This window comes from Gaetbulibacter sp. NE (assembly GCF_025548475.1).
In the GTDB taxonomy this organism is placed as follows: Bacteria; Bacteroidota; Bacteroidia; order Flavobacteriales; family Flavobacteriaceae; genus Gaetbulibacter_B; species Gaetbulibacter_B jejuensis.
On the sequence record NZ_JAOQHY010000011.1, the window covers coordinates 16,546 to 41,619 of the forward strand.

The 25,074-nt window shown below is 32.4% G+C and carries 24 protein-coding genes and 2 tRNA genes; 14 read left to right on the top strand and 12 right to left on the bottom strand.

Translation table 11 applies throughout. The annotated features are described in order from the left end of the window. Positions 1-67 precede the first annotated feature (67 nt). The 3 genes from OD803_RS12275 to OD803_RS12285 are packed head-to-tail and all read left to right on the top strand — an operon-like array spanning position 68 to position 2,536. Positions 68-922 (top strand): transketolase, encoded by an 855-nt coding sequence (locus tag OD803_RS12275; protein ID WP_262733652.1) that lies wholly within the window; start codon positions 68-70, stop codon positions 920-922. 18 nt (positions 923-940) lie between these two features. Further along, positions 941-1,894: a transketolase family protein gene (locus tag OD803_RS12280; protein ID WP_129761782.1), complete on the top strand. Its 954-nt coding sequence runs from the start codon at positions 941-943 to the stop codon at positions 1,892-1,894. Between the two features lie 54 nt (positions 1,895-1,948). Then, a complete protein-coding gene (locus OD803_RS12285; protein ID WP_129761781.1) occupies positions 1,949-2,536 on the top strand; it encodes a porin family protein in 588 nt (195 codons plus the stop codon). A gap of 50 nt (positions 2,537-2,586) precedes the next feature. On the opposite strand, the gene OD803_RS12290 is transcribed toward OD803_RS12285, so the two are convergent. Then, the gene (locus tag OD803_RS12290; protein WP_262733614.1) at positions 2,587-3,531 is read right to left on the bottom strand and encodes an FKBP-type peptidyl-prolyl cis-trans isomerase; all 945 of its coding nucleotides are present in this window, start codon (positions 3,529-3,531) and stop codon (positions 2,587-2,589) included. Between the two features lie 137 nt (positions 3,532-3,668). Between OD803_RS12290 and OD803_RS12295 the strand changes: the two genes are divergently transcribed. Next, positions 3,669-4,040: an RNA-binding S4 domain-containing protein gene (locus OD803_RS12295; RefSeq protein WP_129761778.1), complete on the top strand. Its 372-nt coding sequence runs from the start codon at positions 3,669-3,671 to the stop codon at positions 4,038-4,040. A 42-nt stretch (positions 4,041-4,082) separates the two neighbouring features. Then, positions 4,083-4,586 (top strand): phosphoribosyltransferase family protein, encoded by a 504-nt coding sequence (locus OD803_RS12300; RefSeq protein WP_262733615.1) that lies wholly within the window; start codon positions 4,083-4,085, stop codon positions 4,584-4,586. Here the strand turns inward: OD803_RS12300 and OD803_RS12305 are convergent. After that, entirely contained in the window at positions 4,578-5,099 is a 522-nt protein-coding gene (locus OD803_RS12305) for a shikimate kinase (RefSeq protein ID WP_129761776.1), read from the bottom strand. The genes OD803_RS12300 and OD803_RS12305 overlap by 9 nt on opposite strands. A gap of 131 nt (positions 5,100-5,230) precedes the next feature. On the opposite strand from OD803_RS12305, the gene OD803_RS12310 reads away from it, so the two are divergent. The 7 genes from OD803_RS12310 to OD803_RS12340 all read left to right on the top strand — a co-directional run bounded on the left by OD803_RS12310 (position 5,231) and on the right by OD803_RS12340 (position 9,904). Further along, positions 5,231-5,303 (top strand) — tRNA-Lys (locus OD803_RS12310). Between the two features lie 57 nt (positions 5,304-5,360). Then, positions 5,361-5,446 (top strand) — tRNA-Leu (locus OD803_RS12315). A gap of 53 nt (positions 5,447-5,499) precedes the next feature. Beyond that, positions 5,500-6,393 (top strand): MerR family transcriptional regulator, encoded by an 894-nt coding sequence (locus OD803_RS12320; protein WP_262733616.1) that lies wholly within the window; start codon positions 5,500-5,502, stop codon positions 6,391-6,393. Between the two features lie 45 nt (positions 6,394-6,438). Then, positions 6,439-7,905 (top strand): phytoene desaturase family protein, encoded by a 1,467-nt coding sequence (locus OD803_RS12325; RefSeq protein ID WP_262733617.1) that lies wholly within the window; start codon positions 6,439-6,441, stop codon positions 7,903-7,905. A 2-nt stretch (positions 7,906-7,907) separates the two neighbouring features. Then, positions 7,908-8,747 (top strand): phytoene/squalene synthase family protein, encoded by an 840-nt coding sequence (locus OD803_RS12330; protein ID WP_129761773.1) that lies wholly within the window; start codon positions 7,908-7,910, stop codon positions 8,745-8,747. A gap of 11 nt (positions 8,748-8,758) precedes the next feature. Then, positions 8,759-9,208, top strand: coding sequence for a sterol desaturase family protein (locus OD803_RS12335; RefSeq protein ID WP_262733618.1), 450 nt, complete (start codon positions 8,759-8,761; stop codon positions 9,206-9,208). Between the two features lie 3 nt (positions 9,209-9,211). Further along, positions 9,212-9,904 (top strand): lycopene cyclase domain-containing protein, encoded by a 693-nt coding sequence (locus OD803_RS12340; RefSeq protein ID WP_262733619.1) that lies wholly within the window; start codon positions 9,212-9,214, stop codon positions 9,902-9,904. Here OD803_RS12340 and OD803_RS12345 read toward each other — a convergent pair. From OD803_RS12345 to OD803_RS12390, 10 genes are all read right to left on the bottom strand, one after another. Beyond that, positions 9,890-10,453, bottom strand: a complete 564-nt coding sequence (locus OD803_RS12345; protein WP_262733620.1) for a TlpA family protein disulfide reductase — start codon at positions 10,451-10,453, stop codon at positions 9,890-9,892. The genes OD803_RS12340 and OD803_RS12345 overlap by 15 nt on opposite strands. Positions 10,454-10,570: 117 nt before the next feature. Next, complete coding sequence (locus OD803_RS12350) at positions 10,571-11,446, bottom strand: anti-sigma factor (RefSeq protein ID WP_262733621.1); 876 nt, start codon at positions 11,444-11,446, stop codon at positions 10,571-10,573. Positions 11,447-11,516: 70 nt separating this feature from the next. Further along, entirely contained in the window at positions 11,517-12,188 is a 672-nt protein-coding gene (locus tag OD803_RS12355) for a Crp/Fnr family transcriptional regulator (RefSeq protein WP_131509035.1), read from the bottom strand. A gap of 120 nt (positions 12,189-12,308) precedes the next feature. Then, on the bottom strand, positions 12,309-14,573 hold the full coding sequence (locus OD803_RS12360) for an aconitate hydratase (RefSeq protein ID WP_131509034.1): 2,265 nt from the start codon (positions 14,571-14,573) through the stop codon (positions 12,309-12,311). A 247-nt stretch (positions 14,574-14,820) separates the two neighbouring features. After that, positions 14,821-17,601, bottom strand: coding sequence for a bifunctional aconitate hydratase 2/2-methylisocitrate dehydratase (locus OD803_RS12365; RefSeq protein ID WP_262733622.1), 2,781 nt, complete (start codon positions 17,599-17,601; stop codon positions 14,821-14,823). Positions 17,602-17,865: 264 nt separating this feature from the next. Continuing rightward, positions 17,866-18,978, bottom strand: a complete 1,113-nt coding sequence (locus OD803_RS12370) for an acyltransferase family protein (RefSeq protein WP_262733623.1) — start codon at positions 18,976-18,978, stop codon at positions 17,866-17,868. A gap of 59 nt (positions 18,979-19,037) precedes the next feature. After that, positions 19,038-19,991, bottom strand: a complete 954-nt coding sequence (locus tag OD803_RS12375; protein ID WP_134201247.1) for an AAA family ATPase — start codon at positions 19,989-19,991, stop codon at positions 19,038-19,040. Between the two features lies 1 nt (position 19,992). Further along, positions 19,993-21,444 carry a peptidylprolyl isomerase gene (locus OD803_RS12380; protein WP_134201245.1) on the bottom strand — a complete coding sequence of 484 codons (1,452 nt, stop codon included), beginning with the start codon at positions 21,442-21,444 and terminating at the stop codon, positions 19,993-19,995. Next, positions 21,407-22,225 (bottom strand): peptidyl-prolyl cis-trans isomerase, encoded by an 819-nt coding sequence (locus OD803_RS12385; protein ID WP_262733654.1) that lies wholly within the window; start codon positions 22,223-22,225, stop codon positions 21,407-21,409. The genes OD803_RS12380 and OD803_RS12385 overlap by 38 nt, the downstream gene beginning before the upstream one ends. 38 nt (positions 22,226-22,263) lie before the next feature. Further along, entirely contained in the window at positions 22,264-24,249 is a 1,986-nt protein-coding gene (locus OD803_RS12390) for a peptidylprolyl isomerase (RefSeq protein ID WP_262733624.1), read from the bottom strand. 131 nt (positions 24,250-24,380) lie between these two features. Between OD803_RS12390 and OD803_RS12395 the strand changes: the two genes are divergently transcribed. Further along, positions 24,381-24,836 carry an SRPBCC family protein gene (locus tag OD803_RS12395; protein WP_131509028.1) on the top strand — a complete coding sequence of 152 codons (456 nt, stop codon included), beginning with the start codon at positions 24,381-24,383 and terminating at the stop codon, positions 24,834-24,836. Next, positions 24,829-25,065: a hypothetical protein gene (locus OD803_RS12400; RefSeq protein WP_129761762.1), complete on the top strand. Its 237-nt coding sequence runs from the start codon at positions 24,829-24,831 to the stop codon at positions 25,063-25,065. The genes OD803_RS12395 and OD803_RS12400 overlap by 8 nt, the downstream gene beginning before the upstream one ends. Positions 25,066-25,074: the final 9 nt, after the last annotated feature.

The following is a 25,074-nucleotide window of genomic DNA, read 5'->3' on the forward strand; positions in this document are numbered from 1 at the left end:
TAAATGCTCATAAAGTCTTTTTATTAATCTGTATAAAACTTTACTTTTGCATCAAGAAAAAACTAAGATTAAAAACATGTCAAACACACAACAACTAGAAGATTTAGTAACACAGGTACGTAGAGACATTTTACGGATGGTACATAAAGTAAACTCAGGGCATCCAGGTGGTTCTTTGGGCTGTACAGAATTTTTTGTAGCGCTTTATAATGAAATAATGGAAACCAACGACTCCTTTGATATGGATGGTATTGGAGAAGATATTTTCTTCCTATCAAACGGTCATATTTCGCCTGTTTATTATAGCGTATTAGCAAGAGCTGGTTACTTTCCTGTAGACGAGCTAAATACTTTTAGAATAATCAACTCTAGATTACAAGGACATCCAACTACTCACGAAGGTTTACCAGGTGTTCGTATTGCATCAGGTTCTTTAGGACAAGGAATGAGCGTTGCTCTTGGTGCTGCTCAAGCAAAAAAATTAAATAATGACAACCATTTAGTATACAGTTTACATGGTGATGGCGAGCTACAAGAAGGTCAAAACTGGGAAGCTATAATGTATGCATCAGGAAAAAAAGTTGACAATATTATTGCTACTATTGACTTAAACGGTCAGCAAATTGACGGTTCTACAGATGACGTTTTACCAATGGGAAATGTCAAAGAAAAATTTGAAGCTTTTGGATGGACAGTTTTAGAAATTGAAGAGGGAAATAATATTGAAGCTATATTAAAAGGTATGACTGAAGCAAAATCTAAAACTGGACAAGGAAAACCAGTATGCGTTTTACTAAAAACTGTAATGGGTAATGGTGTTGATTTTATGATGCACACTCATGCGTGGCATGGTAAAGCACCAAACGATGAGCAGTTAGCTATTGGACTAGCACAAAACCCAGAAACTTTAGGAGATTATTAAGCAGCAACAACTAAGACAATGAAAACTTATACATACACAGAAAAAAAAGATACTAGAAGTGGTTTTGGAGCAGGACTAGCAGAGTTAGGTAGAACAAATCCAAACGTTGTTGCACTTTGTGCAGATTTAATTGGTTCGTTAAAAATGGATCAATTTATTAAGGAAAATCCTGAGCGTTTTTTCCAAGTAGGAATTGCTGAAGCTAACATGATGGGTATTGCAGCAGGATTAACTATTGGTGGGAAAATTCCATTTACTGGTACTTTTGCTAATTTCTCAACAGGAAGAGTTTACGATCAAATTCGTCAATCTATAGCTTATTCTGGTAAAAATGTAAAAATATGCGCATCGCATGCAGGTTTAACATTAGGCGAAGATGGAGCAACACATCAAATACTAGAAGACATTGGATTAATGAAAATGCTTCCAGGAATGACAGTTATAAATCCATGTGACTATAACCAAACCAAAGCTGCTACTATAGCTATTGCAGAACATGATGGACCTGTTTACCTTCGTTTTGGTAGACCTTCAGTTCCTGTGTTTATGCCTGAAGACCAAAAATTTGAAATAGGGAAAGCTATTCATCTTACTGAAGGAAGCGATGTAACTATTGTTGCTACAGGACATTTAGTTTGGGAAGCATTAGAAGCTTCAAAAGCGCTTTTTGAAAAAGGTATCAAGGCTGAAGTTATTAATATTCATACCATAAAACCTCTTGACGAAAAAGCAATATTAGATTCAGTAGCAAAAACTAAATGCATTGTAACTGCTGAAGAACACAACTATTTAGGTGGTTTAGGAGAGAGTGTAGCTAGAGTTTTAGCTGAAAACGAACCTACGCCTCAAGAGTTTATTGCTACTCAAGATACTTTTGGAGAATCTGGTACACCAGCACAACTAATGGACAAATACGGACTTAACAGTTCTGCTATTATAAATGCTGTTGAAAAAGTAATGAAAAGAAAATAATATTCGTTTGGCAACGTTTTTGATACTATAATCCAAATCTAAAAAACGAATATTATGAAAAAATTAGTTATTACTACAATTCTGTTATTTGCAATTAATTTATCTTTTGCTCAAGACGGAAACAGCTTTGGTCTTAAAGGTGGACTAAACTATAATGCCAATGGAGATTATTTTGAATCTATTGGTGATAATGCACAACACCCAGACCGAAACATAGGTTATCATATTGGTGTTTTTGGTAAAATTGGAAACAAGTTTTACTTCAGACCTGAGCTGATGTACACTAGTACTAAAAGTGATTACGATAGTGATGATTTCACTATGCAGAAAATTGACGCTCCTCTATTATTTGGTGTTAAAGTTTTAGGACCTGTAAGTGTTTTTGGTGGACCATCATTACAATATATCTTGGATACTGAGTTTGATGGCATAAGCATTAGCGAAGTTGAAGATGACTTTTCAGTTGGATTAAACTTTGGTATTGGACTAAGCTTTCAATCGTTTGGAATTGACCTAAGATACGAAAGAGGTTTTAGTGATAACGAAGCTACATTTATTGGAAACAATTTAGGAGAAGGTGTTGTAAGTAGAATTGATACCAGACCTGATCAACTTATCTTAAGTTTATCGCTAATTCTATAAAAAAAGAAATAAATAGATTAAAAAAAAGCCGCTTTAAAAGCGGCTTTTTTTTAATCTTCATCTTGATTGGATTCTGTTGAATCTTCATCTAAATAATTTGGAATTCCATCTCCATCAGTATCATCATTAGTTGGGTCTCCATCATTATCAATATCTTCATATATCGTTAACACACCATCACCATCGTCATCAATATCTAAATAGTTAGGAATATCATCTTCATCAGTATCTTCATCAAAAATATCTTCGTCGTTATCTAAATCTTCTAAATAAGTTGGTACTCCATCTTCATCATGGTCATTAATTTCAGTTTGGTATAACGCAAACTTAAATATTAAATTAGAATAAGAAGTCACACCAAATGGTGGTGAAGAAAAATAGGCTAATCCTGAAGGTAAAAACATAACTCCCAAACCGTAGTCTGAATACGTTACAGTTCCATCTCCATTTATAACAAAAGAACTAGCTGTATTAAATTGTGGCATTACTCTTCTCCATCCAGGAATTAAGTTAACTAAATCTAATTGAGTAGGGTTTACAGTACTATCAAAAACATCTCCATCTTGCATATTACCAGAATAGTTTACCCTTACATCATCACAAAAATTTGGAGCATCTCCTCCTCCTTGGTTTAATCTAAGTATATAATATTCATACTCTACATCAGCAAAGGTTGTAGTATGTACCTCAATTACTCCAGGATCACTAAGCATAGTATTGTTTTCTGGATCAGGCATTTCTAAATAATTTCCATTTTCGTCCATAGGTAATTCAGAAATTTCTATATCAGAAATTGAATAATCTCCAGGAGTCTCAAACATTGAAGAATTATAGTAATGAGTTTCAAAATACCCTAGCAAGGAATCTCTATCGGCAACTTGTTGTTCTGTTCTATCTCGTTCAACAAATGTAGAACCATTATCATCATCTTTTTTACACGATGTAAAACCTAAAACCAAAACTAGAAGTAAAGCACAGTAATTTTTAATTTTCATAAATAGTAAATTTTTCTTTCATCAATTCAAAAACAAGACCTCTTGCCTGAATTTATATTGCTCATTTTTATTAGCGCAAGATACAATATTATAATATTTTTGTACAACAACATTAACGTAGTTTTTATATTTTTAATATGCGGATAGACAAATTCTTGTGGAGTGTTAGATATTACAAAACCCGAAGCATTGCAACACAAGCATGTAAAAAAGGTCATATTAAAGTAAATGATCAAGTCGTAAAACCCAGTAGAGAAGTTTATATAGGGGATAAAATTGAATTGCGAAAAAATCAAATCAACTATCAATTAACAGTTAACGATATACCTCCTAACAGAGTTGGAGCTAAGTTAGTTGATATTTATAGAACTGATACAACTCCTAAAGAAGCCTTTGAAGCTCAAGAACTACTTAAATATTCTAAGGATTATTACCGTAAAAAAGGTACAGGAAGACCTACTAAAAAAGATAGACGCGATATTGATGATTTTTATGACGAAAATGAATAGTATTGAAAATTCTCCTTTATCTTTGAAAAAACACTATTACAAATGACAGCCACTAAAAATACAATACTAACACATCAAGAAATTTTACATAAAATAAGACGTATTGCTTATCAAATTTACGAAAGCAATGTAAATGAATCTGAAATTATTTTGGCTGGTATTGATACTAATGGCTATTTATTAGCAAAAAAGCTCAAGACGAATCTTGATAAAATTTCTGATATAAAATCTACTTTATGTAAAGTTGTTGTCGATAAAAAAAATCCGTTATCAGAAATAAAAACATCTCTTTCAGAAGAAGAATACACCAATAAATCTATCATTCTCATTGATGATGTTTTAAACTCTGGAAGCACACTTATTTATGGTGTTAAACATTTTTTAAACGTGCCATTAAAGCAGTTTAAAACTGCTGTTCTTGTTAACCGAAACCATAAGAAGTTTCCTGTAAAAGCTGATTTTAAAGGTATTTCTTTATCTACTTCTCTAAAAGAGCATGTTGAAGTTGTACTTGTTGGAAAAAACTTTGAAGCGTATTTAAAATAGCTCTAGTATAATTTTTTCAGTTATTTCTTCTATTGATTTATTATCAGTAAGGATTGTAGCGTCAGATTGATTATAATAATTGGTTCGCTCAAATAAATGCTTACCTATAAACTCTACCATCTCTTCTTTTGAATCAATATGAGCAATTAAAGGTCGTTTTCCCTTTTCATTAAATAATCGCTCAGTTAAAACAGGTATAGACGCCTTTAAATAAATACTCTTCGCGTGTTTAGAAGCTTTTATAAGTTCCATGTTATTTCCATAACACGGAGTTCCTCCTCCTAGAGAAATAATAGTATTAGTTGTGTCTTCTATTAACTCCTTTAAATATATGTTTTCAATTTTTCTAAAATAAATTTCTCCTTTAGATTGAAAAATTTCAGAAATAGTCTTTTTTTCCTTGAATTGAATATAATCATCAAAATCTATAAAATTATAGTCCAAAACTTGTGCAAGTTTGCTTCCAATAGTAGACTTTCCAGAGCCCATATATCCAATTAAAAAAAAATTCATTTTTACGTTATAAATTGATTATTAAATCCATAAGATTATGAAATGCAAAAAAACGAAAATTTATCTAAAAAAGGGTTTGGAAAATAAATTAATCGTTTTATATTTGCACCCTCGTTAAGAGAAACACGGCAGACTTGGTAGCTCAGTTGGTAGAGCATCTCCCTTTTAAGGAGAGGGTCCTGGGTTCGAGCCCCAGCCAAGTCACTAAAAAAAAGTTAAGCGAAATGCTTAACTTTTTTTATTTTTGAACACTTCATTTTTGCGCACGTGGCGGAATTGGTAGACGCGTTAGGTTGAGGGCCTAATGACCGTTTTTGGTCGTGGAAGTTCGAGTCTTCTCGTGCGCACTTTTTAAATTACTTCTTTTTTGTTAATTTTGTTTAGTTTTTTTAAGTAAAAGATGAACAACATTAAAAACGAATTCAGTATCAAAGACCTTGAACATCTTTCTGGTATCAAGGCACACACAATACGTATTTGGGAAAAACGCTACAACCTATTAGCTCCCAACCGTACTGAAACTAATATTAGAACTTACAGTATTGAAAGCCTACAAAAGCTTTTAAACATTACTGCTCTTTACAATAATGGTTTAAAGATTTCAAAAATTGCAAAACTAACTCCTGAAGAAATTATTGAAAAAGCAAAGGAACTTGCAATCTCTTCTAATGAAAACCATCTTTTAAATACTTTTAAGATAGCTGCACTAAACTTTGACAAAGCTCTTTTCATTAATACATTTAAAAATTTAGAGGAAGAAAAAACGTTTTCAGAAATTTTCTATGAAGTATTTATTCCTTTATTAGAAGAAATTGGTTTTCTATGGCAAACCAATACAATAACTCCAGCCCAAGAACATTTTATTTCTGAACTGATAAAGCAAAAAATATTAGTTAATACTGAGCAATTTCAAACTGCTGAAATAAAAAAACATGACAGAGTTTATGCTTTATTTCTTCCTGAGAATGAAATCCATGAACTTGGTTTACAGTTTGTAAATTTTGAACTTACAAAATTAGGTTATCAAACTATCTATTTAGGTGCAAGCGTACCAAGCAAAAGTCTTGAAGATTTACTCACTCATTATGATCATGTAGACTTTATAAGCTATTTTACAATAAAACCTGATACAGATAATATAGACAACTATCTCAGTTCTTTTTACAATACATTATTAATAAAAGAAAACAAATTACATATCTTAGGAAGATTAGCTTTAGAAATAGACGAATCATCAACTAATAAAAAGATTAAACGCTACACTTCCATTAAAAATTTAGTAGACTCAATATAAATATTTTTATTTTGTTTAATCTTTTTTTATATTTGTTAAACATTTATGAAAAAGGTTGCAATTATAGGTTCTGGGTTTTCGTCTTTGGCTGCGTCATGTTACTTAGCCAAGTATGGTTATGACGTAACCATTTACGAAAAAAATAAGACCATAGGTGGTCGAGCTAGACAATATGTAAAAGATGGTTTTACATTTGATATTGGTCCAACATGGTATTGGATGCCTGATGTGTTTGAACGCTTTTTTAGCGATTTTAATAAGCATCCTAAAGACTATTATCAATTAGAAAAGCTCAATCCTGCATATAGTGTTTATTTTGGGAAAAATGATTTTATCACCATTGAAGATACTTTAGATAAAATCTGTATTGCATTTGAAAAAGAAGAACCAGGAAGCTCTAAAAAACTTAAAAAGTTCATTCAACAAGCCGAAGACAACTACAATATTGCCATCAAGGATTTGGTATATAACCCTGGAGTTTCTCCTCTAGAGCTTGTGAATTTACAAACAGCTAAAAAATTAAATCAGTTTTTTGGTACTATTAAAAAAGATGTTAGAAAAGCATTTAACAATAAACGCTTAGTACAAATTCTAGAGTTTCCTGTTTTATTTTTAGGCGCTAAACCAAGCGACACTCCTTCGTTTTATAGTTTTATGAATTATGCCGATTTTGGATTAGGCACCTTTCACCCAAAAGGAGGTATGTACCAAGTAATCTTAGCGCTTGAAAAACTAGCAAAAGAACTTGGTGTTACTATTATAACTGAAAACCCAATTCAAAAGATTTTCGTAGATAATGGTAAAGCCAATACCATTATTACCAACAGCAGCAAAATAATTAATTGTGATATTGTTTTAAGTGGTGCAGATTATCATCATACCGAAACTTTACTGGAAGAGTCCTACAGGCAATATAGTGAAGCTTATTGGACCAAAAAGACTTTTGCTCCTTCTTCACTCCTATTTTATGTTGGGTTTAATAAAAAACTAAAAAATGTAAATCATCATACTTTGTTTTTTGATGTGGATTTTGACACACATGCCGAAGCTATTTATGATAACCCTAAATGGCCAGAAAAACCTTTATTCTATGCTAGTTTTCCTTCAATAACTGATAATTCTACTGCTCCTAATGATAAAGAAGCTGGAATTTTTTTAATACCTTTAGCTCCAGGGCTTGAGGATACTGAAGCGTTACGAAGTAGTTATTTTGAAAAAATAATCAATCGATTTGAAGCATTAACTTCTCAATCGGTTAAAGAAGATATTCTTTTTAAAGAATCGTTTTGTGTAAACGATTTTATATCAGAATATAACTCCTATAAAGGAAATGCCTATGGAATGGCCAATACGCTATTACAAACTGCATTTTTACGACCTAAATTAAAAAGTAAAAAGGTTAACAACCTTTATTTTACTGGACAACTTACCGTTCCTGGACCTGGTGTTCCACCATCATTAATATCTGGGAAATTGGCTGCAGAACTAATAAACAAACATCATTCTCTTTAATTATGAAAGCTCTATTTGACACTGTTTCTCATGAGTGCAGTAAAATCACCACTAAAACGTACAGCACTTCTTTTTCATTAGCAACAAAAATGCTTGCTAAATCCATTCGTCAAGACATTTACAACATTTATGGTTTTGTAAGGTTTGCTGATGAGATTGTAGATTCTTTTCATGACTACAATAAAGAATTTTTGTTTCATTGGTTTGAAAAAGACCTAGAACTAGCAATACACAATAAAATTAGCTTGAACCCTATTTTAAATGCGTTTCAAGAAACGTATCATAAATACAATATCGATAAAGCTCTTGTCACTGCTTTTATGAAAAGCATGAAAATGGATTTACATAAAACAGATTATTTAACACAAGACGAGTTTAAAGAATACATCTATGGTTCTGCTGATGTTGTTGGGTTAATGTGCTTAAAGGTATTTGTTAAAGGTGATGAAGAGAAATACCAAAAACTTAAAGATAGTGCTATGAGTTTGGGTTCTGCTTTTCAAAAAGTAAATTTCTTAAGAGACTTAAAGGCCGATTTTGAAGATTTAAACAGAAGTTATTTTCCTAATGCTGATTTATCTAAACTTGACGAGCAATCAAAACAAGATATAATTAATGATATTGAAGAAGATTTTAGCAAAGGTTTGGAAGGCATAAAACAGTTACCAATTGAGGCTAAGTTTGGTGTTTTCATGGCTTACAGATATTACAGCCAATTATTAAAAAAGCTCAAGAAAACACCAGCGCTTAAAATAAAGTCTACACGTATTAGGGTTTCAAATTCTAAAAAAATTGAACTCTTAACTAGGAGTTATGTTAAATATCAATTGAATTTATTGTAACTTTAAAAACGATGCAAACACTTTACTGGATATTAGTTTTTTTAGGCACATTTTGCTTTATGGAATTTATGGCTTGGTTTACACATAAATACATTATGCATGGGTTTTTATGGCATTTGCATAGAGACCATCACAGAAAAGATCATGACAGTTGGTTTGAACGTAATGATGCTTTCTTTTTGTTTTATGCAGCTGTAAGCATTGTTTGCTTTTATTTATGGAGCTATGAAAACGTTTGGTTTTGCTTACCTATTGGGTTAGGTATTTTTGCTTATGGAGCTACCTATTTTATTGTTCACGATATTTTTATTCATCAACGATTTAAGCTCTTTAGAAACGCTAACAATTGGTACGCTAGAGGTATTCGTCGTGCACATAAAATGCATCATAAACACTTAGGAAAAAGTGATGGAGAATGCTTTGGAATGTTGTTTGTTCCTTTTAAGTATTTCAAAAAGTAATTTATGAACTACTTATACCTACTTCTTAATATTGGTTCGTTATCTGTTCCTTTTTTATTTAGTTTTCACCCTAAATTAAAGTTTTACAAATACTGGAAATCATTAGCTATTTCAATAGCTATAACTATGCTGTTTTACATTCCTTGGGATGTATTATTTACACAAAATGGTTTTTGGGGTTTTAACGACACCTATTTTTTAGGACAAAAATTTCTTGGTTTGCCTATTGAAGAATGGCTGTTTTTTATTTGTATTCCGTATGCATGTGTGTTTACTCACCATTCACTTTTATATTACTTTCCAGATAAAAAACTATCTGAAGGTTTTACTAAAAAACTTAGTTACTGTTTAATTATTCTCTTTTTATTTTTGAGCATATTCTTTTACAGCAAATGGTACACTCTTGTTAATTTTAGTTATGCTGTTATACTTCTATTGTTAGTTATCAAGTATAACTTACAATTACTTAGAACCTACTATTTAACCTTTATAGTGATGCTTATTCCTTTTTTTATTGTGAATGGAATTTTAACAGGAAGTTGTATTGAAAACGAAGTAGTTTGGTATAATGATGCTGAAAATTTGGGCATAAGACTTTTTACAATACCTATTGAAGACAGTATTTATGCTTTTACCTTAATTTTAACCAACTTAGTGTTAACTGAGTTTTTCCAGTCAAAATTACTTAATAAGTAATTCGTCTAACTGTTCACGAACCTTATCACTGTTCCAATTAGCAGCTCCATTTTTATCAACCACAAGATATCCTTCTCTATCTATAATAAATGTTCTAGGGATACTTCTTGAACTAAGACCTTCAGGATACTTGGTCAAAGGATTAAAAATTTGAATATTATACCCTTTTTTATCTAAGAATGCGTTAATGACTTCAGGAGATTCATCTGAAACTAATAAAAACAAAACGTTTTCGTTATAATCATTATACAAATCTTGAATAGACTGAAATTCTGCAATACAAGGAGGACACCAAGTTGCCCAAAGATTTATAAACACCACTTTACCTTTAGCGTCCTTAAAATTAAACTTGTTACCATTTAAATCTCTTAAGTTCCAACTAGAATACTTTATTTTTTTTCGGTCTTCTTTATCAATAACCGAAGGACTAAACTTTGAAATCACAGACTGAATTGCTACTTGAATAGGTTGCCTTGTTTGAGGAATAAGCATTAAAACTATTATTACTAAAAAAACAATATTGCTTATTTTAAGTTTTCTAAATGTCATTTGCTATTGTATATTTTTTCCAAAGGTAAAATAGAATATCCAAACACAAGAAAAGCACAGCCTCATAATTGAAACCATGCTTCAAATCTATAAATTAATTAAACTCTAAACTATAAATTATCTTGTTACAGAACCTGATAAACTAGCAACAGGTCCATCTCCTAAATTAATTACTGTATGTGTCATAGCATCATTTGGAACCATGTGTGCTAATGGCTTTAGCGTAAATGGCATTGGGCTATTGTCTGGAAAAGGTTCAACCGAAATGACTACTGTTGTTCCTCTTAAATCTGTTGGAAAAGTTAATCCAGCAGGTGCATTTTGTAAATAATCTTCTCCTGGGTAACTTGGTCCATCTCCTGAATCTCCTTTAAAAGGTGATGTTGTTGCGTTATCATCAAAATCATCAACCGATGTAAAAGTACCTGTACTTACAGGAGTTCCATCTATTACTGCCCAACCTTCATATTTCCAACCATCTTGTAATGTTGGTAAGTTTAAACCTGTCATAGGACTTCCACTTGAATTGTCTAAAAACCACACACCACTTGCTTCATTAGTATCATCCATATCTGTTGGTGTTGCTAAAATATAAGTACCAGAAGCTGCGCTAAAGTCACCAACTATACTATTACTATCCACCATTGCCAAATCTCCAGTAAAAGCACCAGCTAAAATTTTTGTTGCTGCTGGAGCAGGATCAGGATCAACAGCTGGTTCAATAGACAATACAAACATTGTTGCTTCATTTAATTGCATTGTGTTCACCGAAAAGGTTTGTGGAAAGGTAACACTAGAAAAAGTTCCTGTTGATACTGGTTGACCATCAACAATAATCCAGCCTTCATAAACATAATCGTCACCTAAAGCTTCCAATCCGTTAAGGTTTAACGTTAAATTCGAATTTGGATTTGTAGTATTATCGTCATCATCACTACACGACACCACTAACACTGAAAGCAGTACTACTGCTAAAAACATTCTTTTAATCATTGCATAAATTTTTAAGGTTATATTCCAAAATTAAAAGAGCTACAAATTATAAAATGTTAGCTAGCTAACATTAGGCAATTTTTTTCAATAATCTTATCTCTTTTCTATTGAAATCAATTAAATGTTCTTCTTTCAATTCGTTTAAAAGCACATTTAGTGTTGGTCTAGAAGTCCCTATAAGAGACGCCATATCTTTTTGGGTATATGGATGTTTTATCACTCTATTTCCTGTGTCTTTACAGTCATAACCATACTCATCACACAATTCCTCTAAAAACTCCATAAGTCTAGTTTTTGAGTCTTTAAATAATAACAACTGCAAACGTCTTTCTAGTTTCTTAAACCTAAATCCAATAAGTTTATACACTCTAAAACTAAAGGTTTCATTATCGCGCATTAAAGTATGCATCGTATCGACACCTATTGGACAGATAGAAGTTTCATTGTCTATAGACTGAGCAAACTCATCTCGCATTCGTTCTCCCAAAATGGCTTTTTCTCCAAACAACTCTCCTTTAGTTAAAATAGCTTTTACTACTTCGTCTCCTGATTCGCTGTAATAACCAATCTTTACTTTACCTTTTTCTATAAGAAATACCTTGTTAGAATTATCAGCTTCAAAATAGATATAATCTTGCTTTTTATAAGAAGTAAACTCGTGAGATTTTCTATATGCTTTAAACTTATGAGGACAAAGTATTTTAAACAAGTTAACATCCTCGAAAAACCAAACTGATTTCATAATATACTTTAATTGTGTTAGTTATCAAATTCAGTCGAAAGCACTTGCTTTATCCTTACATACAAAACAAAAAAACTCCTGAAGAACCTTCAGGAGTTTTAGTATTCATTTCATTAATGTTTATGCGTTTTCTGCAGCAATTAGGTTTAATGCAGAACCAGCTTTATACCATGCAATTTGTGCCTCGTTATAGGTGTGATTCACTTTTATAGTGTCTTTACTACCATCTGCATGAACAACTTCAATAGTTAATTGCTTGTCAGGAGCAAACTCGTTTAAATCTAAGAAATTAAACGTATCATCTTCCTGAATTAAATCGTAATCAGCTTCATTCGCAAAAGTTAATCCTAACATACCTTGCTTTTTCAAGTTAGTTTCATGAATACGCGCAAAAGATTTCACAATTACAGCAGCAACACCAAGATGTCTTGGTTCCATTGCAGCATGTTCACGAGAAGAACCTTCTCCATAGTTATGATCTCCAACTACAATCGTTTTAATGCCTTTAGCTTTATATTCACGTTGTGTATCAGGAACACCTGCATAATCTCCAGTAATTTGACTTTTAACCATGTTTGTTTTCATATTGAATGCATTTACAGCACCAATTAAACAGTTGTTAGAGATATTATCTAGGTGTCCACGAAAACGCAACCAAGGTCCAGCCATAGAAATATGATCTGTTGTACATTTTCCATGTGCTTTGATTAATAACTTTGCACCTTTAATTTCATCTCCAATTGGCTTAAATGGCGTTAAAAGTTCTAGACGTTCAGATGTTGGAGATACAATTACCTCTACTCCACTTCCGTCTGCTAATGGCTCTACGTATCCATTTTCTTTTACCTCAAAACCTTTAGGTGGCAATTCCCATCCTGTTGGTTCATCTAACATCACTTCTTCTCCATCTTCATTGATTAATTTATCAGTCAATGGATTAAAATCTAAACGTCCTGCAATAGCAATGGCAGCAGTCATTTCAGGCGATGCTACAAAAGCATGTGTATTTGGGTTACCATCAGCACGCTTAGCAAAATTACGGTTAAACGAATGCACAATACTGTTTTTAGGCGCATTCTTAGGGTCTTCATAACGAGCCCACTGACCAATACATGGTCCACATGCATTAGTAAAAATAGTAGCATCTAGTTTTTCAAAAATCTCTAAGATACCATCGCGTTCTGTTGTATATCGTACTTGTTCAGAACCTGGATTAATCCCAAATTCAGCTTTTGTTTTTAATTTTTTATCTAAAGCCTGTTGCGCAATAGAGGATGCTCTTGATAAATCTTCATAAGATGAGTTAGTACAAGAACCAATCAATCCCCACTCTACCTTCATAGGCCAATCGTTTGCCTTAGCTTTTTCGGTCATTGTTCCTACTTCTGTAGCTAAATCTGGAGTAAAAGGCCCATTTAAGTGTGGTAACAACTCTGATAAATTAATTTCAATAACTTGATCGAAATATTGCTCAGGGTTAGCATACACTTCAGGATCTGCTGTTAAATGTGCTTTTACTTTATTAGCTTCGTCAGCTACATCTTCTCTATCAGTAGCACGCAAGTAACGCTCCATAGACTCATCATAACCAAACGTAGAGGTTGTTGCACCTATTTCGGCTCCCATATTACAGATAGTTCCTTTTCCTGTACAAGACATAGAAGTCGCACCAGGACCAAAATATTCTACAATAGCTCCAGTACCTCCTTTTACAGTAAGTATTTCAGCTACTTTTAAAATCACATCTTTTGGTGCAGTCCATCCAGATAATTTACCTGTTAACTTAACACCAATTAACTTTGGAAATTTCAATTCCCAAGCCATACCTGCCATTACGTCTACAGCATCAGCACCTCCAACTCCAATAGCAACCATACCTAATCCTCCTGCATTTACAGTATGCGAATCAGTACCAATCATCATTCCTCCAGGAAATGCATAATTTTCTAAAACTACTTGATGGATAATTCCAGCTCCAGGTTTCCAAAAGCCTATTCCATATTTATTTGATACAGAGGCTAAAAAATCAAATACTTCACTACTTGTTTCATTTGCTCGTTTTAAATCGGCAGCTGCTCCTTGCTTTGCTTGAATTAAGTGATCGCAATGTACAGTTGTAGGTACAGCAACTTTGTCTTTACCAGCTTGCATAAACTGTAACAAAGCCATTTGCGCTGTTGCATCTTGACAAGCAATACGGTCTGGAGCAAAATCTACATAATCTTTACCTCTTACAAAGGCTTTTTCTGGACTACCATCCCAAAGATGAGAATATAAAATCTTTTCAGATAGTGTTAATGGTTTACCTACAACTTCACGTGCTTTATCTACACGTTCAGCCATATTAGTATAAACCTTTTTAATCATGTCAATATCAAATGCCATATAAATCTTCTTTTATAGTGTTTACGTATTAAAATTATTAAAAAAAAGTGACACGTCTTTTTATTTAAGTAAGATATCACTTTAATTTAGATTTGTTATAAGTTACATTACCTTTAAAGCATAATACTGCAACCATAACGAAGTAGCGATAATTTAATAAAATTCAACTCAAACTATCATAAAAAAAGGTTAATAAAAAAGCCCGAATTTAAAAATTCGGGCTTTTGAATATAAGTTGTTATGACAATTACGCCATTACTAATTGTTTTTGAGATGGTTTGAATTTAGTCAATACGATACCATCTACTGCAGCTTCGTATTCTTCCATAGTTGGTGTACGACCAAGAATAGTTGATAATACTACAACTGGTGTTGATGATAATAATGATTCTCCTTTTTTACCATCGGCATCTTTTACTACACGACCTTGGAATAAACGTGTTGATGTTGCCATTACTGTATCTCCAGGCTCAGCTTTTTCTTGATTACCCATGCAAAGGTTACAACCTGGACGCTCTAAATACAACATGTTTTCGTATTTTGTACGTGCAGCTGCTTTTGGTGCGTCGTCGTTAAACTCGAATCCCGAGTACTTTTGTAATACTTCCCAATCACCTTCAGCTTTTAATTCATCAACAATGTTGTATGTTGGTGGCGCTACAACTAATGGCGCTTTAAATTCTACCTTACCGTGTTGAGCTTCGATGTTTTTTAGCATTTGCGCTAAAATTTTCATGTCACCTTTATGTACCATACAAGATCCAACGAAACCTAAATCTACTTTTTTAGTTCCGCCATAGTAAGATAATGGACGAATAGTATCGTGTGTATAACGTCTTGAAGGATCTTCGTTGTTTACATCTGGATCTGCGATCATTGGTTCTGCGATTTCATCTAAATCGATAACCACTTCTGCATAATATTTAGCATCTGCATCTGGCTTTAATGCTGGCTTAGAACCAGATTTAAGCTCTTCTATTCTGTTGTTTGCTTTATCTACTAAACCTTGTAACATTTGCTTTTCATTATCCATACCTTTTTTAATCATGATTTGGATACGATCTCTAGCAATTTCTAAAGATTCGATTAACGTTTCTTCTTCCGAAATACAGATAGACGCTTTTGCTTTCATCTCTGCAGTCCAATCTGTAAATGTAAAGGCTTGATCTGATGTTAATGTACCAATGTGTACTTCGATAACACGACCTTGGAACACGTTTTCGCCATCAAATTGCTTTAACATTTGTTGTTGCGTTGCATGTACCACATCACGGAAATCCATGAAGCTTCTCATGTTACCTTTAAACGTCACTTTTACAGACTCTGGAATTGGCATTGTAGCTTCACCAGTTGCTAAAGCCAATGCTACAGTACCAGAATCGGCACCAAAAGCAACACCTTTAGACATACGAGTATGCGAATCTCCACCAATAATGATATCCCAATCGTCTACCGTAATATCGTTTAATACCTTATGAATTACGTCTGTCATTGCGTGATAATGACCTTTTGGATCACGACCAGTAATTAAACCGAAATCGTTCATAAACTTCATTAAACGCGGAATATTAGCTTTTGATTTGTCATCCCAAACAGAAGCTGTATGACAACCTGATTGGTAACCAGCATCTACGATTGGTGAAATTACCGTTGCTGCCATCATTTCTAATTCTTGAGACGTCATTAAACCTGTAGTATCTTGAGAACCTACAATGTTTACTTCTACACGAACGTTAGATCCAGCGTGTAATGTTTTTCCTGGTGTTGTACCAACAGCGTTTTTATTAAAGATTTTTTCTACTGCTGTTAACCCTTGGTTTTCTACAGTAATTTCTTTTGAAGCTGCATAAACTTGAGGAATGTCAATCTCTAAAGCTTTACAAGCAAAGGTTTGTAATTTTTTACCAAAAACCACAGCGTAAGATCCACCAGCTTTGATAAACTCCATTTTTTGTGGTGTTAATGCTGTAGAAATATCTTTAAGCTCTTGGTCTCCGTTATATAATTTTTTCTCTTTAGTATTGATCGTTAAAACCGTACCTGTTTTTACAGAATATACCTCTTTTAAAATTGGCTCGCCATCTGCATCTACAACTGTATTTCCGTTTTCGTCTTTTTGTTTTACCCAGTTTTTAAGGTCAATTCCGATTCCTCCAGTTACACCAACTGTAGTTAAGAAAATTGGTGCAATACCATTTGTTCCTGCAATTACAGGTGCAATATTGATAAATGGCACATAAGGTGACGATGGAATTCCTGTCCATAATGCCACGTTATTTACACCAGACATACGAGATGAACCTACACCCATTGTTCCTTTTTCTGCAATAAGCATAATTCGTTTATCTGGATGTTGCTCTTTTAAAGCTAACACTTCTTGTTGCATATCTTTGTTATGCTCAAAGATAGATTGACCATGTAACTCACGGTCTGATCTTGAGTGTGCATCTGCACCTGGTGATAATAAATCTGTTGAAATATCTCCAACACCAGCAACATAAGTTACTACTTGAATTTCTTCTTGAACTTCTGGAAGTTTTGTAAAAAATTCTGCTTGTGCATAGCTCTCGATTATTTCTTTTGCAATCGCACTACCAGATTTCATTGCTTGCTCTAAACGCTCAGTATCTGCTTCGTATAAAAATACTTGTGTTTTTAATACTTTAGCAGCAGCTTCAGCAATTGCTTTATCTTCACCTAAAGCTAAATCTAAAAGTACTTCTACAGATGGTCCACCTTTCATGTGAGATAATTGCTCGAAAGCAAAATCTGAAGTAATTTCTTCTACTTTAGTTTCACCTAAAATAATTTCTTTTAAAAAGTCTGCTTTTACACGTGCAGCACTTGTAGTACCTGGTAAAACGTTATATATAAAAAAGTTTAAAGAATCTTTTCTATGCTCGTTATTTTCATCTTTTATTTGCGCTATAATTTCGCTTAATAATTCTGCGCCATCAATAGGCTTTGGATGTAATCCTTGAAGTTTACGAGCTTCAATTTCTTTAAGGTAGTCGTTGTATGTTTGCATATATGTTTATATATATTTTATTATTGTAAAAAACGTAATGCACATAAGCATTACTTTATTTAAAACAGACAGCAAAATTACGAATTTTAATATGCATTTTAAAATATGCAACGAAATTGCATTTTCTTTGAAAATAAACCACGAAACAATAACAAAACAACGTTTAAGGTAAAAAATTAGCTTTTAAATTATTAGTTGAATAAAAATTTAACAATTCACCTTATTTAGAATGAGTCTTTATTGTAGTTTTTTCTGTCGAACAACCTAATTACCTACATGTTTATCTCTATAAAATAATATTGGTCGTTCAAAAAACGCATAGATCATTTGCGACATACTTAAAGTTAATACTAAGAACAAAAGCAACAGTAAACCTTTTTCAAAAAAAACTAATTGCTCTATTTTAAAATTCCTTTGAATACTTAGCAGAATCAAAGAATAATTCACCAAATAAATAGCATACGATCGTGTACTTAAAAAGTAAAAGACCTTGCCAAAAACCTTATGTTCTTTTAATTGAATACAATACGGAAACAACAAAGCACAACTCAGCAGTACTAAAGGCAAATAAAAAAACACATAAAATCCTAAATGGGTTTGAGGCAGTAAACTATAATGGTAAATCAAGAGATGAGTTCCTCCAAAAACAGCACATGCGATACCAATACAGATTTTTTGGTTTTGTTTAAAAAACGTAATATAAGTATTCATTATATAGACTAATAAAAACCCAAAATAGATAGCATCCATTCGATATAACACTACTTTTCTAAACCCTGAGCTCCAATCTTTATAACTAGTAACATTAGCATTGTAATAGTAACTTATTTTGAAAGCGAAAAGCGCAATTATCATAATGAGCGTCACCTTTAAAAACAATTGCTTATGCTGCTTTTTAAACATAAAAAAAGACAGATACAGCAAAAAAGGAAGTAGTAAATAAGCATACTCTTCAATGGATAAGCTCCAAGCTTCTGTAAAAAAATCAGGATGTGGATTTATAAAGTTTTGTAAAAACGGAATGTAAAGCCATAAGGTTTTAGGTAAAACATCACCAAGAATTAGTAGTAAAACGACATTAAGCACTAATACCAAAAAGTAATTAGGCAATGTCCTAAGCCAACGTCTTTTCCAGAAGGTTATTAAATCAGAAAATGAAGTCTTACCAGACTCAATATTTTTCAGCAGCAGGCCACCAATTAAATAACCACTGAGCACAAAGAATAAATCTACTCCTACAGCTCCTAAAGTTCTTGTAAAAAGTATAATTGGGTTATTGGTTTCTGTATAAAATAAAAATGTACAATGCGATATTACTACCAAACTGATAGCAATAGACCTAATAACATCTAAACCATAAATTCTTTTGGAACGCATTAAAGCCGCTTATTCTTTTTAAAAATAAGCAATTTACTGGATAATTGAAGTGAATTGAATTAGAACAAGCTTTTTATAATTTGCTCGTCGGTAACACCTTCAGCTTCGGCTTTGTAGTTTTTAATAATTCTATGTCTAAGAATACCTGTAGCAACAGCTTGAACATTTTCAATATCTGGAGAGAATTTTCCGTGTATTGCAGAATGTGTTTTTGCAGCAAGAATTAAGTTTTGAGACGCTCTTGGTCCTGCTCCCCAATCTACAAACTCCTTAACCAAATCAGAAGCTATTGATGCATTTGGTCTCGTTTTGCCAACCATACCAACAGCATATTCTATAACGTTATCAGCAACAGGAATACGACGTATTAAATTTTGAAAATCTATAATTTCTTGAGCAGTAAATAAAGCGTTTACTGTTTTAGCAACATCAGTTGTAGTGGCTTTTACCACTTCAACTTCTTCAGCAAAAGATGGATATTCTAGATTGATTGCAAACATAAAACGGTCTAATTGCGCTTCTGGTAAAGGATAAGTTCCTTCTTGCTCAATTGGGTTTTGTGTTGCTAATACAAAGTATGGTAAATTTAGTTTGTAATGATGACCTGCAACCGTTACTGCACGCTCTTGCATTGCTTCTAATAAAGCAGCTTGCGTTTTTGGAGGTGTACGGTTAATCTCATCAGCAAGAATAATGTTAGCGAAAATAGGTCCTTTTATGAATTTAAACTGACGGTTTTCATCAAGAATTTCACTTCCAAGAATATCACTTGGCATTAAATCTGGTGTAAACTGTATACGTTTGAAATCTAATCCTAAAGCTTGAGCAATGGTATTTACCATTAACGTTTTAGCTAAACCAGGAACTCCTATCAATAAAGAGTGTCCTCCTGAAAATATCGAAATCAAGATTTGGTTTACTACTTCATCTTGACCAATAATTACTTTGGCTATTTCACTTTTTAGGGCTTGATATTTTTTTACAAACTGTTCTACAGCTGCTACGTCAGACATATTATTCTTCTTTTTTTAACCAATTGCTGCTAAATTCACAATCTCTATATTCACCATTAACTTTTATGTAAGTATCCAATATTTTTTCATCTAGCCACTTGTCAATTGCTTTGTACTGCTTGTCTTGTTCAGCTAAACTTTTAATTTTCAAGTAGTCTTTAGCAAAATCGGCTTTGTGCTCATCAATTCTATCAGTAACCGTCAATATTTTAAACTTAATACGGTTTACTCTATCTTCATCTTGATACACTAAACTTATTTCGTTGTCTTTTAGGTTTTGAATTTGAGTATATAATTCAGGATCCATTTTAGTTAACTCAAAATTGAAATCTTGAGTTTTTGGATTAATTAGCTGTCCACCATCTTGTCTGGTTTCTTTTTCATCACTCATTTCTCTTGCTGCATCAGCAAAAGTGATTTCGCCATCAACTATACGTTGTCTAATTAATTCTATTTTATCTTTAGCTTCTTGAACTGCTTCTTGCGTAATTTCAGGACGTAAAAGAATGTGTCTTACATCGTAAATTTGACCTCTAATTTTTTCAAGGTAAATGATATGGTATCCAAAATCGGTTTCAAAAGGCTCAGAAATTTCACCTTCCTGTAAAGAGAAAGCAACATCTCTAAACTCTTTTACCATTTGAGGTCTTTTCTTATTTAAAGAGTATTTACCACCATCTTTACGAGAGGCAACATCATCAGAATAAAATACAGCTTTTGTTGTAAAACTCGCTCCATTTTCGATAACATCAGCTTTAAATTCTCTTAATCTGTCAATTACCTTTTGTTTTTCCTCTTCAGATACTTTAGGGATCACTACTATTTGAGCCACTTTTAATTCTGTACCAAAAATTGGTCGTTCCTCTTCAGGGATTTCGTTGAAATACTCACGTACTTCTTCTGGAGTTACTTCAATATCTTCAACAATTTTACGCTGCATTTCCATTGCAAGCTTTCCGTTTTTGTTGATTTCAAAAATTTCTTCTCTTAGGCTTTCTTCAGAGTCTTTATTATAGAATTTTAAAATCTCTTCCATTGAACCAATTTGCTCCATTAAATAGCTCATTTGCTGGTCGATGTTAGAACGGATTTCTAACTCATTTACCACAATACTATCTTGTATAGCATGATGTGCATAAAGTTTATCTTCTAGCAGCTTACCAAACAACTGACAGCGTGAAGGCATTTCGCTAGCTGAAACTCCTCTTTGTTGTAACTGAATGATTTCTTTGTCTAAATCGGAGTCTAACACCACATAGTCTCCAACTACTGCTGCTACACCATCTATTTTTTTACGTTGGTTAGCAGTATTAACAGTATCTACAGACTTTACCTCTTCTTTTTCTTCGATAATTTCTTGAGCATTGGCAAATGTAAATCCAAGCAGTGTTGTTACTGTAAACAGAAACTTTGTATTAGTTAAAAATTTCAAATTGATTGTTTTTAATTGCATCTTTGGTAATATCTTTTTCAAGTTGCTTTATAAGCTCTAACTTCCTTTTATTTATTATTATTTGATTAATGGTAGGTTTTACATACTCTAATGGAGCATAATCATTTTGCAGTAATACATCATTAATTTGCATCAAATATAGGTGTAATGAATCTTTGAGTTGTAAAAAATTAGATTTTTTTAACAGTTCTTTTTTATTCTCTGCATTTAAAACTGGTACCTTCTCAATAACTTGCGAGGTTTTTACCCAAACAGAATCGTTTAACGAGTAGGATTTAAACTGAACCGAAATAGAATCTAAATATCTTTTATCATTAGCATCAAAACGTTTAAAACGTTTTTCTATATCGTCAAGATTAATTGCGTTTTGAGGAATATTGATATATCTAAACTTTACAAGCTCTTCGTTAAGCTTAAATGTTTCCTTGTTTTTTGAATACACTGTATCAGCTTCAGACTGACTTACCGTTGTATCAATATTTTTCTTTACTAAAGCATCTAAATAGGCTTTTGTAAACAAGTCCTTTTTATATTGACTTACTAATTTATTGAAATTATTTTGTGTGGTTTCAGGCAAGTTACGTTCAGCACCTTCAACCAACAATAATTGGGTTGCCCAACGTGTAATGTAGTTGTTAACTAATAGCGTGCTATCTTCTACCGAAGTTCCTTCAGCCACTAAATCTTTTATATCTTCTTCGTAAAGATAGGTTTCGTTAACACGAGCTATAGGAGTTCTATCTTCTGTCTTTTTAAAAAAATCACAGGACAAAACACACACAAAAGTTATTATAATAACGCTAAAACGTTTAATCAAAACTAGTTTAAAATTTGAGATTTTACCTTTTCTAAAACAGCGTTATCAACTTCTACTTTATAGGTTTCATTTAGGCTTTTTAACCAGTTTTGTTCAATGTAGTTTTGATAATCGCTTATAACCATACCTTTTGCCTCTTCAAAAGTTTTTGTACTCTTTGGAAGTACTTTATCTACTTTTATAACATGGTAAGCTCCATTGTAATTGTAAATTTTTGAAAGTCCTTCTTTGTATTCAAAATCTTTTGGTAAAGATTGGTGTTGTGTGTCCATAATACCTCTTGTAAAAATCACTTTTTGCTCTTTATCAGTATTAAGTTGAGTATTTATCTCATCCACAGTTTTACCAGCTTTAAAAAGGTCTATCACTTTAGAAATATCTTTCTTTTTTGCAGCAGTTGCAACTACTCCATCAATTCTATTTTCCCAAACGTAGTTTGAAGAATTTTTATTGTAATAAGCTTCAAGCCCAACAGTATCTTTTACTGCTGCATTCCACACTTGTTTTTCCATAAGATCAAACAATAACAATCCATCTCTGTATTCGTTTAAAATAAATGCAAAATTTTCATCTTCAAACTCAAGATTATCTTCTCTGTATTTAATAAGGTTAGCATCTAAAAAAGCATTGTATTCTTTTAAAATAACATCTTTTGGCGAAACATTTTTCCCTAAATATCCTCTTTGTACACTTTTAAGATGGTTAGCAAAATCACCATAGCTAAATTCAGTATTTCCTATAACTAGAAAGTTTTTCTTAGCATCAAAACCTGAAGGAACATTCCAAGCGCCTTTGAAAAAGTCATCAACAATTAAGGTTTCAAAATAAGTTAAGGCTTTTTCGTTTTCAGTAATCTTGTAACTGGATTTCAATTTTTCGGTTAATGCTGTATTTATTAATGCTGAACGAGAATCGCGCTTAACCCTTTGTTCTAATTCAGGTTTCATAACATCAAAAGCATCTAACGGTTTTTTATCCACTAGCTTAACTATGTGCCAACCGTATTCTGATTGAAAAGGCTCAGAAATATCACCAGCATTTTTAAGAGCAAATGCACCATCTTCAAAAGCTGTTGAGCTTAATTGACCGCTTTTAAATGGTGATAACAATCCTCCTTTTCCTGATGAACTTTTATCGTCCGAAAATTGCTTAGCCAACATTTCAAAACTCTCTCCTTGTTCAATCTTTTTATATAGTTCGTTGATACGTACTTCTGGTTTTAAAGTAGAATCCATTTGCTTGTTTGACACCATTATATGCTTAACTGTAACCTCTCCTCTTGATGGTCTCTTGTCTTCTACCTTTAAAATATGATATCCAAAACTACTTCTAAATGGCATCGATACCTCTCCAACATTTGTATTGTAAGCTACATTTTCAAAATCGTAAACCATTTTAAATGCCGAAAAATAGCCTAAATGCTCAGCGTAAGTTTCGTAACCTTTATAATTTAACGCTCGTGAGTTTTGCTGCTTGTAGTTAGCATTTAAATCGTTAAAAACCGTTTCAAAACCTTCTTTTTGTGCACGTTTTCTAAGCTCTAACAAGTCGTTGTAAACAGCAGTAGTATCAGTATTTGAAGCATCAAACCTAAATAAAATATGAGATACTTTTACATCGTAAGCCAAACGATCATAAGCCTCTTTAACTAAAGCATCAGTTACTTTATTATCGGTTAAATAGTTTTTGGTAAGTTGTTTTTTATAGTTTAAAAATTCTCTTTTATAATTAGCATTCTCATCTAATCCTAATCGTTTTGCTTCTTTTATCTTAAGCTTATAATTGATAAACAATTTTAAATACTCATCTACATCTTTTTGAGATTCGTCTTTTACCAATTCAAGGTTTTTATTGTAAACTCTAATAAACTCTGATGCTTTTACAGGATCTCCATCAACTGTAAACAATACATCTTGCTTATTTGTTTGGGCAACACTAAATGCTGTGAAACAAAAAAAAGCAGACAGTACAAATAACTTTAAATTCATAAATTTAGTAGTCTATTATGTGATTTGAGCAAAAATAAAACAATTAGAATATTAAACAACATGCTTTTACATCACTTTTACATTTTACTTAAAAAAACTAACTATATTTAGTCCGTATAAATTATACTATCATGAAGTATACTACCGAAATCATTATTGAAAGTCCTATTGATACGGTTATCAGAAAACTAGACAATCCTGAAAACCTTAAACATTGGCAACGTGGTTTGGTATCTGCCGAACATATTTCGGGTACTCCTGGAGAATTTGGTGCAAAAATGAAGCTGAAATACAAAATGGGTAAACGAGATATGGAGCTTATTGAAACCATTACTTATAGAAACCTACCTCATGAATTTCATGCAACTTATGCTACCAATAGCATGAATAACATCCAGGAAAATTACTTTAAAGAAAATAGCGAAGGCCATACTATTTGGACATCTAAAAGTGAGTTTATCCCTTTAAACTTCTTTATGAAAATTATGACTAAACTTATGCCAAAAGCGTTTAAAAAACAATCGTTACTCTACATGCAAGATTTTAAAAATTTTGTTGAAAACGGAACATCTGTTGCCAATGCGTAAACTAAAACTCATTTGGGATTTTAGAGGTCCAGCTGCACTGCAAACTGCTAAGCACCATGAAATTCACTTAAAAGAATATATTAACATTCAAAAACTTAACGTTACAATAACAGGTTTTGAAGCCATTAACGACATGCATGCAATTGCATTTTTAGTTATAGACGAAAACAACATGAAACCTGTAAGAGACGCACTAAAACCTCATAGAGGTCAAGTGTACAATAATTAATATTTACCC

Coding starts and splice junctions, on each gene's coding strand:
- OD803_RS12320 (WP_262733616.1), top strand. CDS start 5,500: ATGAACAACATTAAAAACGAATTCAGTATCAAAGACCTTGAACATCTT.
- OD803_RS12280 (WP_129761782.1), top strand. CDS start 941: ATGAAAACTTATACATACACAGAAAAAAAAGATACTAGAAGTGGTTTT.
- OD803_RS12295 (WP_129761778.1), top strand. CDS start 3,669: ATGCGGATAGACAAATTCTTGTGGAGTGTTAGATATTACAAAACCCGA.
- OD803_RS12290 (WP_262733614.1), bottom strand. CDS start 3,531: ATGAAAATTAAAAATTACTGTGCTTTACTTCTAGTTTTGGTTTTAGGT.
- OD803_RS12335 (WP_262733618.1), top strand. CDS start 8,759: ATGCAAACACTTTACTGGATATTAGTTTTTTTAGGCACATTTTGCTTT.
- OD803_RS12330 (WP_129761773.1), top strand. CDS start 7,908: ATGAAAGCTCTATTTGACACTGTTTCTCATGAGTGCAGTAAAATCACC.
- OD803_RS12355 (WP_131509035.1), bottom strand. CDS start 12,188: ATGAAATCAGTTTGGTTTTTCGAGGATGTTAACTTGTTTAAAATACTT.
- OD803_RS12390 (WP_262733624.1), bottom strand. CDS start 24,249: ATGAATTTAAAGTTATTTGTACTGTCTGCTTTTTTTTGTTTCACAGCA.
- OD803_RS12300 (WP_262733615.1), top strand. CDS start 4,083: ATGACAGCCACTAAAAATACAATACTAACACATCAAGAAATTTTACAT.
- OD803_RS12375 (WP_134201247.1), bottom strand. CDS start 19,991: ATGTCTGACGTAGCAGCTGTAGAACAGTTTGTAAAAAAATATCAAGCC.
- OD803_RS12400 (WP_129761762.1), top strand. CDS start 24,829: ATGCGTAAACTAAAACTCATTTGGGATTTTAGAGGTCCAGCTGCACTG.
- OD803_RS12380 (WP_134201245.1), bottom strand. CDS start 21,444: ATGCAATTAAAAACAATCAATTTGAAATTTTTAACTAATACAAAGTTT.
- OD803_RS12340 (WP_262733619.1), top strand. CDS start 9,212: ATGAACTACTTATACCTACTTCTTAATATTGGTTCGTTATCTGTTCCT.
- OD803_RS12360 (WP_131509034.1), bottom strand. CDS start 14,573: ATGGCATTTGATATTGACATGATTAAAAAGGTTTATACTAATATGGCT.
- OD803_RS12365 (WP_262733622.1), bottom strand. CDS start 17,601: ATGCAAACATACAACGACTACCTTAAAGAAATTGAAGCTCGTAAACTT.
- OD803_RS12305 (WP_129761776.1), bottom strand. CDS start 5,099: ATGAATTTTTTTTTAATTGGATATATGGGCTCTGGAAAGTCTACTATT.
- OD803_RS12345 (WP_262733620.1), bottom strand. CDS start 10,453: ATGACATTTAGAAAACTTAAAATAAGCAATATTGTTTTTTTAGTAATA.
- OD803_RS12350 (WP_262733621.1), bottom strand. CDS start 11,446: ATGATTAAAAGAATGTTTTTAGCAGTAGTACTGCTTTCAGTGTTAGTG.
- OD803_RS12370 (WP_262733623.1), bottom strand. CDS start 18,978: ATGCGTTCCAAAAGAATTTATGGTTTAGATGTTATTAGGTCTATTGCT.
- OD803_RS12325 (WP_262733617.1), top strand. CDS start 6,439: ATGAAAAAGGTTGCAATTATAGGTTCTGGGTTTTCGTCTTTGGCTGCG.
- OD803_RS12395 (WP_131509028.1), top strand. CDS start 24,381: ATGAAGTATACTACCGAAATCATTATTGAAAGTCCTATTGATACGGTT.
- OD803_RS12285 (WP_129761781.1), top strand. CDS start 1,949: ATGAAAAAATTAGTTATTACTACAATTCTGTTATTTGCAATTAATTTA.